This is a genomic window from Nostoc sp. CMAA1605 (assembly GCF_021596505.1).
Lineage (GTDB): Bacteria > Cyanobacteriota > Cyanobacteriia > Cyanobacteriales > Nostocaceae > Trichormus.
The window spans coordinates 1-3,738 of sequence record NZ_PJIZ01000167.1 but is presented as its reverse complement, the minus strand read 5'-3'; the positions used below and the strand labels follow the sequence as shown (position 1 = coordinate 3,738).

Annotated in this window: 2 protein-coding genes; both read right to left on the bottom strand. The window is 40.5% G+C overall.

Annotated features, from left to right (window positions below; all coding sequences use genetic code 11):
* A partial coding sequence (locus CV014_RS29235; protein ID WP_236145210.1) for a non-ribosomal peptide synthetase occupies positions 1-2,344 on the bottom strand: 2,344 nt, incomplete at its 3' end.
* Positions 2,341-3,738, bottom strand: a 1,398-nt coding sequence (locus tag CV014_RS29230; protein ID WP_236145209.1) for a phosphopantetheine-binding protein, incomplete at its 5' end; no start/stop codon positions are given. The genes CV014_RS29235 and CV014_RS29230, both read right to left, overlap by 4 nt.

Genomic DNA, 3,738 nt, shown 5'->3' with positions numbered 1-3,738 from the left:
CTAAAAAGCTCACTAAGTCTACGCCAGGTAATAAGGTTTCCTTTTGCGCTAGGTATAGACAAGCACCTGCACTCAAGGTGGGTGCTATTTCCCAAATGGAAGCATCAAAGCTGAAAGAGGCAAATTGCAGCACACGGCTTTGGGGTTGAATTTGCAACACCTCAGCAACTGTCAAAGTGAGATTTAGCAGTCCACGATGCTCAATCATTACACCCTTTGGTTTGCCAGTAGAACCAGAGGTGTAGATAACATAAGCTAAATTCTCAGGCTTACTTTGAGGAGTGGGATTTGCTGTTGATGCTTCAGCAAAATCTTCGGCATCTAAATCAATTACTGGCAGTGAGTTGGCCAGTTCATTGATAGGTAATTGATTTAATAAGAAGCTTTGACTTAACAATATAGATATCCCAGAATCTTCTAACATGAATTGAATTCTTTCTGGGGGATAATTAGGGTCAATCGGTACATAAGCCGCGCCGGCTTTGAGGATACCCAGTAACCCAATAATCATTTCTAAGGAGCGTTCAACACTAATACCAATTAATGTATCTGGCTGAATTTGGTAATTTTGAATTAAATAATGAGCTAGTTGGTTAGCTTTTTGATTTAGTTGTTGATAAGTCAGGCTTTGGGCTGCAAAAACTACAGCAGTATGATCAGGATTTTTTTCAACCTGTTGTTCAAATAAGTCAACTAAAGTTTTATCTTGAGGATAATCAGTTTGAGTTTGATTCCAGCGTTGCAGTTGTAGCAATTCTGCTGCTGTCATCAAAGGCAAAGTATGAATTGATTGGTGCGGATGATCAATAATGCCCTTGAGCAGCACTACAAACTGTTCCGCCATCCGTTGGATAGTAGCCCTGGCAAACAGGTCTGTAGCGTATTCCCAAGTGCAGTTTAACTGGTTGTCAGATTCAGTTACCAACAGAGTTAAGTCGAACTTGGCGATCGCACCCTTGACTCCGAGCCATTCAATGTCTAACCCTGAGAAATCAAAATCTGGACTTTGATTATTTTCTAGAGCCAACATTACCTGGAATAATGGGTTATAGCTCATACTGCGTTCTGGTCTTAACTTTTCTACTAGCACCTCAAAGGGAACGTCTTGATGAGCATAAGCATCTAAACAGATTTGGCGAGTTTGTTGCAATAACTCAATAAAATTTTGCTCTGGTTTGACTTGCTGACGCATTACCAAAGTATTGACAAAAAAGCCAATTAACCCTTCAGTTTGGCTATGGGTGCGGTTAGCAATGGGAGAACCAATACATAAGTCTTCCTGCCGACTGTAACGAGATAGTAAGATACTCAACGTAGCCAACAAAGTCATGTATAGACTCACGCCTTGTTGTTGGCTAAAAGCGTTCACAGCCGCAGTTAATTCTGGAGAGAGAGAATAGACATAGCGATCGCCTCTGTAACTTTGCTGTGCTGGACGGGGATAATCAGTAGGTAATTCCAGTAACGGGGAAGCATCAGCTAGTTGATGTTTCCAGTAATTAATCTGCTTTTCTAATACCTCTCCTTGTAACCAGTTGCGTTGCCAAGTTGCATAATCACTGTATTGAATCGACAAAGGCGCAAGATTTGGGGTCTGACCTTGAGAATAAGCAGTATAAGCTTGCCGTAACTCCCGCACAAATACACCCATTGACCAACCATCACTGATAATGTGGTGCATATTGATCGCCAAGACAGATTTTTGCTCTTGCAGCTGCAACAGTTTGGCTTTAAATAAAGTGCCAGTATTTAAATCAAAGGGTTCTTGTGCATGAGCGTCGATTAAATTTTGAATATTTGGGCATGGGGCATTGGGCATGGAGCATGGGGAATCTAAGTCCCCAGTCCCTAATTTCCGGCAATCTTGTACTGTTAAAACTGTGATTTCGTCTAAATCGAGGATGGCAATTTGGGGTTCTCCTGCCACCGTAGGAAAATACATCCTCAGACTCTCATGGCGATTGAGCAGATAAGCCAGACTAGAGCGCAGGGCATCAATATCTAGTTTGCCGTTTAATTGGAGAGCGATCGGCATATTGTAAGCTGCTGATGATCCTTGGAGTTGCGCCAATAGCCAGAGGCGTTGTTGAGCAAAGGAAAGCAGTTTGGGAGAGTCGGGACTTAAAACCGGAATTTCTGCTGTTGAAACAACTTGCGTTTTAGCAGCTTTCAAGAAGCTGAGAATCTCGGCTTTGTGGTTTTGAATTTCCTGCTTGAGTTCCGCCGTCAGGGCATTTTTGCTAGTACGAATCCGTAACTTATCATCTTCAGCCCAAATTCGACAGCCCAGATTCTGCAAACGAAGCATTAAAGAAACTACTTGCTGATTTTGTGTCATAGTCATAGTTCGATTTCCTCTTCGTCTGAATTTAAAGCTTCTATATCTGCTGTGGCAGAGTTCAGCCAGAGGCAGCTGTCTATATAATTTGCCAAGTCAATCAGGTTGGGAGTCTCAAAGACTTGACGCAGTGGCAGTTCTATATTGAAAGTGTCGCGGATGCGATAGCTCAGTTGGGTAGCCAGTAATGAATGTCCGCCTAAGTTAAAGAAATTATCTTGTCGGGCTATGACTTCATATTTCAGCAGTTTTACCCATAGTTGAGCCAGTAATTTTTCTGTTTCTGTTACAGGTAATTCAATGTCTGTAGCTACGACTGTTTTACCTGGTGCGGGTAACGCTTTACGATCTACTTTGCCATTTGGTGTGAGTGGTAGTTTTTCTAAAACAACAAAATGACTAGGAATCATATAGTCAGGGAGATTTGTTCCTAGAAAATCTCGCCATTCTTCTAGTAATTCTGGCTCAACTTGATTGGTGCGATATTGTAACGGTTGATTGGCGTAATGTTGCCAAGGTTTCAATCGCCAATTTTTACTTTGGTTAAATCTTGGTATTTGCTCTTTTCCAGGAATATTCTTTTGGAAAATAACATCATAATAGGCAAAACTGGTGGCACTATATTGAATAAAAGGCGTGTAGGGTAAATCTCGCGTTAAAGCTAGAAATTCTTCCAGTTCTAAGCCTGGTTTAATTTGGTCAATTACAGTCTTTAAATCGGAAACATTACCATATATCTGAGCAATTTTTTCTAACAACACCATTTCTGAAGTTAGCCTAGCATTGGGAATATCTTTAATGCTGAATACATCTGGTTGCTCTGTTTTTAAAATTCTCTCGATTGTTTCTAGATTTAATTCCTGTTCTTGCCAATCTAAACATTGAGGTTCTACAACGGGAGTTTTTGTTTGATCTAAATACAAAACAACATCATAACGAAAACGACTCATTTCTGTATGACTGTAACCCCGTTTTAATTGAATTTTCACATGACTGATCCGGGGAAATTTTTGTTTAAGGGCGATAAAGAAATCAGGATCAATCAGTAATTCTTCTTCGGTGCGGATGCTTTTTTGAATTTGTTGGCGCAAGTCCCGAATTGATAAGTCATCAGGGGCGCGATAAAATTCGGCTGCGGTGTGAAAAGCCTCTAGTAAATGCAGATTTCGGACATCGCCAATAAAGATTTTTCCCTGATTATTGACAGTTTTGATCGCCCCTTCAATTACTGACAACAAGTAATCTAAAGAAGGGAAATACTGAATTACTGAATTAATGATTACTAAGTCATAAGCATTGGGTTCAATGCCATCAAACTGGTTAGCTGCACTTTGTTTTAAAGTAACCTTGTTGTGGAGAGATTGCTGTTTTAGATGTTGTTCAATATACTGCAATCCGCT